Source organism: Citricoccus sp. (genome assembly GCF_035445025.1).
Taxonomy (GTDB): domain Bacteria; phylum Actinomycetota; class Actinomycetes; order Actinomycetales; family Micrococcaceae; genus Citricoccus.
The window spans coordinates 1-6,312 of the sequence record NZ_DAOMPX010000091.1; the positions used below are offsets into that span (position 1 = coordinate 1).

Sequence of the window (6,312 nt, forward strand, 5' to 3'; positions counted from 1 at the left end):
ACTGTGAGACCAGCCGCTCAGTCACCCCCGTCAGGAGTCATCGTGGAGCAGCACAGGGACCGGCCCTACGTGGTCACTCTCGGCACGGCCGGCGGGCCGAGGTGGTGGAACGACCACCAGGGCCAGCCCCGTTTCGGTATCGCCACCGCCGTCGTCGTGAACGGGACGTGGTATCTCGTGGACTGCGGACAGGGCGCCGGCCGCCAGGCCGCGGCCGCCGGACTGCGGATGGCCGACCTCGGCGGGATCTTCATCACCCACATGCACTCGGACCACACGGTGGACCTGCCGTCCCTGTTGCTCTTCGGGGCGTTCGAACTGAAGAACGCACCCGCCGGGACCATCCCCGTCATCGGACCGGGAGACCGCGGCAAGCTGCCGCCGTTGTCCCCCCGGGCCGCCTCCGTGCCGACGCCCATCGCCCCGGAGCGACCCACCCCCGGGGTCGACGGGCTGGTCCACGGGCTGCTGGCCGCCTACGCCACGGACTGCAACGACCGCATCTTCGACTCTTTGGCCAAGAGCCCGGCCGAGCAGTTCGAGCCCCGCGAGATCGAGTTGCCGGGGGACCTGGGCTTCGACCCGGACACCGACGTCGCCCCGGAGATGGAGCCGATCGAGGTGTTCCGGGACGAGAACGTCACCGTCAGCGCCATCCTCGTCTCCCACCACCCCACCGCCCCGGCCTACGCCTTCCGGTTCGACACCGCGGCCGGTTCGGTCGTGATCTCGGGGGACACCGCCCCCTGCGCCAACATGGTGCGCCTGGCCCGGGGAGCGAGCCTGCTGCTGCACGAGGCCATCAACCTGGACATCCTGCAGGCGCAGTACACGGACGCCGAGATGATGCAGGCCACCATGGACCACCATCGCCGCGCCCACACCACGGCGGCCGAGGCCGGCAGCATCGCCGCCGTGGCCGGCGTCGGGCACCTGGCACTCCACCACCTCGTCCCCAGCTACTCGCCGCCCGAGGCCTGGGACGAGGCCCGCACCACGTTCGACGGCCCCCTCAGCATCCCCGAGGATCTCGACGTCATCCCCTTCGGCGGCACCGGCGACACCCCGTCGCTGCAGGCCGCCGGCACTCCTACGCTCAGCCTCTGACAGGAACCGAGGACATCCCATGACGACTCCACCACCCACCCCGGCGACGCCGGCGGGCACCTACCACGCCTCTCCGCGGGACATGCGCAGGATCCTCTTCTCGAGCTTCCTGGGCACCGCCGTGGAGTACTACGACTTCATCCTCTACGCCACGGCGGCGGGGATCGTCTTCAACCAGGTGTTCTTCTCCGGTCTCGATCCCGCTGCGGCACTCTTCGTCTCCTTCGGCACCCTCGCCGCCGGCTACGTCGCCCGTCCGCTCGGAGGCCTCCTGTTCGGCCACCTGGGTGACCGCATCGGACGCAAGGCCATCCTGATCGGCACGGTCCTGATCATGGGCATCGCCTCCACCCTCATCGGCCTGCTGCCCACCTCCGAGCAGATAGGCGTCTGGGCGCCGATCCTGCTGGTGTCCCTGCGCCTGGCCCAGGGCATCGCCGTCGGCGGGGAGTGGGGCGGGGCGATGCTGCTGGCCTTCGAGAACTCCAAGAAGGAGTCCCGCGGGTTCGCCGCGTCCTTCGCCTACATGGGCGCCCCCGCCGGCACGATCGTCGGCACGCTGATGCTCTCGCTGATGTCCATGCTGCCGCAGGACCAGTTCCTCAACTGGGGCTGGCGCGTGCCGTTCATCCTGTCGGCCGTGCTGATGGGCCTGGCGATCTTCATCCGCATGAAGGTCTCCGAGTCCCGCGTCTTCCAGGAGCTCTCCACGGCCGTGGAGGCCAAGAAGCGCCCCGTCCCCGCCGCGGAACTGTTCCGCGAGCACCCCAAGTCCCTGCTGATCGCCATCGGCTCGGGCCTGTCCGGACAGATGGCCCAGGGCCTGATGGGTGCGTGGGCCATCTCCTTCGCGGTCCAGCAGGCCGTGCTGGCCCAGACCGAGGTGCTCAACATCAAGGCCCTCGGCGGCGTGGCCACCATCCTGATGATCATCATCGCCTCCCGGCTCTCCGACCGCCTGGGCCGGCGCAAGGTGCTCATCTGGGGCAACCTGGCCGCCATCGCGCTCGCCTTCCCGGTGATGTCCCTGTTGGAAATGGGATCCACCGTGGCCTTCATGCTGGCGATCTTCCTGGGCCTGTCCGTGATCCAGGGCTTCACCTCGGGGCCGTACGGCGCCTTCGTCGGCGAGCTGTTCCCCACCTCGGTGCGCTACTCCGGCACCTCGATCGGCTACCAGCTGGCCTCCACGCTGGGTGCCGGTTTCACCCCGATGATCGCCACGGCCCTGGTCATGGCCGGCGGCGGATCCCTGTGGCTGGTGGCCTGCCTGTGGATGGCCTTCTCGGCCATGAGCCTGGTGTCCTTGCTGGCGGCCCGTGACCGCTCGACGGAGGACATCCAGGAACTGGACGGGACCACCGCCGCCGGCTCGGAGATCACCGCTCCTGCCGTCGCGCCGGCCGAGGACACCGCGGTCCGTTCCTGAACCCCGGTTCCCCGGCCGGAGGCGCTGGCGCCGGCCGGGGACACGACGACGGCGGCGGCACCCCTGGGGTGCCGCCGCCGTCATGTCAGCGGAGCGCGGTGGGCTAGGTGGCCCGGACGGTCAGCGTCCCACGGGGGCGTCCCGGACCGCGTCGTCGTCCTCGGACGCGAGGTCCGCACTCATCTCATCCAGGGCGGGATCGTGGTGCCCGCCCTGGTCCAGGTACTCCTGGGAGGACTCGAACTCCGGGGTGTCGAAGGTCTCGCCGGCCAGGGGATCACCGGCGGTGTCCGCGAGCTCGGCGGCGCCCGTCTGCGGGTTGACGGTGATCTCGCTGGGCCGCACCCGGCGGTAGGAGATGATGTGCTTGTCCGGCTCGTCCCCGGGGGTCGGCACCACGGTGGCCAGGCCGCTGAGGGACATCGACGCCCCGCCCAGGCCGCGGAACACCTCCCGGCCATAACGGTGCGGCTTGGCCGCGTCCACGGCGGCCGCCCCCAGCTGCTCGACGGCCTCGTCCCGCCGGGGCGCTCCCGCCGGTGCCGCACCCGCAGGGGCGACCGCGCCGGCCGTCCTCAGGGTCTGGGCCGCCGCCTCGCCCTCCGGCAGGATGACCTCGATGTGCTGCGGCATGGACAGCGTCTCGTGCCGGAAGGCCCGCAGCAGCGAGATGCACGCGATCACCAGGATCACCGAGAACGGTGCCGCCGTGGACACGGCCAGCGTCTGCAGGGCCGTCATGGCCACGTCGCCGCCGGCCACGAGCAGGGCCGCCGCGGCCACGCCCACCAGGACGGACCAGAACACGCGCGTCACCACCGGGGTGGACGTCGCCCCGCCGTGGGCCATCATGTCGATCACCAGGGATCCCGAATCGGAGGAGGTGACGAAGAAGAAGATCACCACGACCATGGCCAGGATGCCCAGGAACATGCCGGCCGGGAAGTGCTCGAACAGCTGGAACAGGGCGGTGGTGCTGTTCACCGTCTGCTCACCGGTCTCCGCGTCCGCCACCGTGATCTCCCGGCCCGTCTGCTGGTACAGGATGCCGGTGTTGCCGAAGATCGTGAACCACACCAGGCTGACCAGGGTGGGGGCCAGCAGGACGCCCACGACGAACTCGCGAATGGTGCGTCCGCGCGAGATACGCGCGATGAACATGCCCACGAAGGGCGCCCACGACGTCCACCAGCCCCAGTAGGCGATGGTCCAGATGCCCTCCCAGTTGTCCTCGGAGAACGGCCCGACGTGCAGGGCGGTCTGCGGCAGCTGGCTCAGGTACTGGCCCAGGTTCTCGGGGATGGACTGCAGCAGGAAGATCGTCGGGCCCAGGGCGAACACGAGCAGCGCCAGGACGGCGGCCAGGGACATGTTGAAGTTGGACAGCCACTTGAGGCCCTTGTGCACGCCGGAGACCACGGACCACGTGGCGATGAGGGTCACCACGGCGATCAGCCCGATGACCAGCGCCGGGGAGCGCTCCATCCAGCCGTAGAACTCGATCCCGTCGACCACCTGGCTGACGCCGAAACCGAAGGAGGTGGCCACACCGAACAGCGTCCCGACGATCGCGATGACGTCGATGGCGTGGCCGATCCAGCCCTCCACGCGCTGGCGGCCGATCAGCGGCTCCAGCAGCCACCGCACGGACATCGGGCGGCCGCGGCGGAACGACATGTACGCCAGCCCCAGGCCGACGACGGCGTAGATCCCCCAGGGGTGCAGACCCCACTGGAGCATCATCAGGCCCACGGACTCGCGGGCGGCGTCCGAGGACAGCGGCTCGTTCCCGAAGGCTCCGGGCGGCGCCACGTAGTTCCACAGCGGCTCGGCCACGCCGAAGAACACCAGGCCGATGCCCATGCCGGCGCTGAACAGCATGAGGAACCAGGACAGCAGGCCGAACTCGGGACGTTCGTCGTCCCGGCCCAGCCGGATGCGTCCCACCTTGGAGATCGCGCAGTACAGCACGAACACCAGGAAGGCGTTCACGGCGATGACGTACCACCAGCCGACGCCGCTCGTGATGGCCTCGTTGAGCTCGGTGGTGGCCTCGGTGAGGGCGTCACCGGCCACATTGGCGAAGACGATCGAGGCCACGACGAGGCCGATGATGATCACCGCCGCGGGGATGAAGACCGGCTTGAGGATCTTCGCACGGGGCGGCGGCGGAGTACCGGCGCTCGAGTCGTCGGACAGTGTGTGGGGTGGCCCGGAAACGGGGGAGGACATGTATCGCCTTTCGGGGCGGGACGGACGGATCAGGGACTCGGTGAGGCTAACAGGCCTGCTCGGTCACCATCCGGGCACCGTGATCCGGCCCACGCCGGCCCTCCGTTGGACTATGTCCCCAGCGCCTCCTCGATCGCCCCGCGCATCCTGGCCGGCGCCGTCGTGGGGGCGAAGCGCTCGATCACGCGGCCGTCCCGGCCGATGAGGAACTTCGTGAAGTTCCACTTGATCGCATCGCCCAGCAGACCGGACGTCTCCTGGCGCAGCCAGGCGAACGCCGGATGGGAGCCGGAGCCGTTGACCTCGACCTTGCCGAACATGGGGAACTCCACGCCGTAGTTCAGCTGGCAGAACTCGCCGGCCTCGGCGTCGGTGCCCGGTTCCTGGTGGGCGAACTGGTTGCACGGGAAGCCCAGCACCACGAGCCCGCGGTCCCTGTACTCCGCGTAGAGCTCCTGGAGACCCTCGAACTGAGGGGTCAGGCCGCACTTGCTCGCCGTGTTGACCACCACGGCCACCTGGCCGGTGTATGCGGACAGCGGCTGTTCGGCACCCGCGGCGGTGCGGGCCGTGAAGTCGTGCAGGGTGCTCATCAGTCCTGCACCACCGTGACGTGGACGTCGATGTTGCCCCGGGTGGCATTGGAGTACGGGCAGACCTGGTGGGCCGCATCGGCCAGTTCCTGGGCCTCGTCCTGCGGGAGCCCGGGGATGACCACCTCGAGGGTCACCTCGAGGCCGAACCCGCCGGCGTCGTGGGGGCCGATGCCCACCCGGGCACCCACGCTGGACTCGCCGAGATCCTTCCTGGCCTGGCGGGCGACCATCTGCAGGGCGGAGTGGAAGCAGGCCGCATAGCCGGCGGCGAACAGCTGCTCGGGGTTCGCACCGTTACCGGTGCCACCCATCTCCTTCGGCACGGCCAGGTCCAGGCTCAGGGTGCCGTCGGCGGTCCGGGTGTGGCCGTCGCGGCCGCCGCCGGTGGCCAGGGCCTCTGCGGTGTAGATCGTCTTCATGGGATCTCCTTCGGTGGATGGATAGGGGGTGGATCGGGAATGGGCGCGGATCGCCCGGGGACGGACGCCGTTCGCGCGGGCGGAGGGCCCTCAGGCTCCGGCGCTCACGAAGCGCCGGGACAGGTCCCGCAGCGCCAGCAGTTCCGCGGGAGCCAGCGTGACCGCCTCCAGCAGGCACCGCTGGACGTCCGCCGCCCGCTCGCGCAGGGCATCACCGGCGGGCGTCAGGCTGACGAGCACCCGGCGGGAGTCGACGTCGGCGCGCTCGCGGGCGATGAACCCGTGGGCCTCCAGCCGGCGCAGCAGGGGCGAGAGCGTGCCGCTGTCCAGGTGCAGGCGCTCGCCCAGGGACGTGACGGTCAGCCCGTCCTGCTCCCAGAGCACGAGCAGCACGAGGTACTGCGGGTAGGTCAGGCCCAGCTCGTCCAGCAGGGGGCGGTAGGCCTGCTGGGCGGCCCGGGCCGCGGAGTACAGGGCGAAGCAGACCTGGTCCTCGAGGTGCAGGTTCGGTGCCGTGGCGGAGCTCATG

At 70.3% G+C, this 6,312-nt stretch carries 6 protein-coding genes; 2 read left to right on the forward strand and 4 right to left on the reverse strand.

Annotated elements, in window-relative coordinates:
• The first annotated feature begins 42 nt into the window (after window positions 1-42).
• Entirely contained in the window at window positions 43-1,107 is a 1,065-nt protein-coding gene (locus tag PLJ28_RS14560) for an MBL fold metallo-hydrolase (RefSeq protein ID WP_324590311.1), read from the forward strand.
• A 19-nt stretch (window positions 1,108-1,126) separates the two neighbouring features.
• Window positions 1,127-2,536 (forward strand): MFS transporter, encoded by a 1,410-nt coding sequence (locus PLJ28_RS14565; RefSeq protein ID WP_183528658.1) that lies wholly within the window; start codon window positions 1,127-1,129, stop codon window positions 2,534-2,536.
• A 120-nt stretch (window positions 2,537-2,656) separates the two neighbouring features.
• Here PLJ28_RS14565 and PLJ28_RS14570 read toward each other — a convergent pair whose 3' ends face one another.
• The 4 genes from PLJ28_RS14570 to PLJ28_RS14585 form a co-directional block, all read right to left on the reverse strand.
• The gene (locus tag PLJ28_RS14570; protein WP_298045690.1) at window positions 2,657-4,768 is read right to left on the reverse strand and encodes a BCCT family transporter; all 2,112 of its coding nucleotides are present in this window, start codon (window positions 4,766-4,768) and stop codon (window positions 2,657-2,659) included.
• A 110-nt stretch (window positions 4,769-4,878) separates the two neighbouring features.
• Window positions 4,879-5,361: a glutathione peroxidase gene (locus PLJ28_RS14575; protein ID WP_183528654.1), complete on the reverse strand. Its 483-nt coding sequence runs from the start codon at window positions 5,359-5,361 to the stop codon at window positions 4,879-4,881.
• Complete coding sequence (locus PLJ28_RS14580; protein WP_324590312.1) at window positions 5,361-5,783, reverse strand: organic hydroperoxide resistance protein; 423 nt, start codon at window positions 5,781-5,783, stop codon at window positions 5,361-5,363. The genes PLJ28_RS14575 and PLJ28_RS14580 overlap by 1 nt, the downstream gene beginning before the upstream one ends.
• Window positions 5,784-5,873: 90 nt before the next feature.
• Window positions 5,874-6,311 (reverse strand): MarR family winged helix-turn-helix transcriptional regulator, encoded by a 438-nt coding sequence (locus tag PLJ28_RS14585; RefSeq protein WP_183528650.1) that lies wholly within the window; start codon window positions 6,309-6,311, stop codon window positions 5,874-5,876.
• Window position 6,312 lies beyond the last annotated feature (1 nt).

Bases quoted from the DNA above. Each gene is read 5' to 3' on its own strand.
- PLJ28_RS14565 (WP_183528658.1), top strand. From the start codon at position 1,127: ATGACGACTCCACCACCCACCCCGGCGACGCCGGCGGGCACCTACCAC.
- PLJ28_RS14570 (WP_298045690.1), bottom strand. From the start codon at position 4,768: ATGTCCTCCCCCGTTTCCGGGCCACCCCACACACTGTCCGACGACTCG.
- PLJ28_RS14575 (WP_183528654.1), bottom strand. From the start codon at position 5,361: ATGAGCACCCTGCACGACTTCACGGCCCGCACCGCCGCGGGTGCCGAA.
- PLJ28_RS14580 (WP_324590312.1), bottom strand. From the start codon at position 5,783: ATGAAGACGATCTACACCGCAGAGGCCCTGGCCACCGGCGGCGGCCGC.
- PLJ28_RS14585 (WP_183528650.1), bottom strand. From the start codon at position 6,311: ATGAGCTCCGCCACGGCACCGAACCTGCACCTCGAGGACCAGGTCTGC.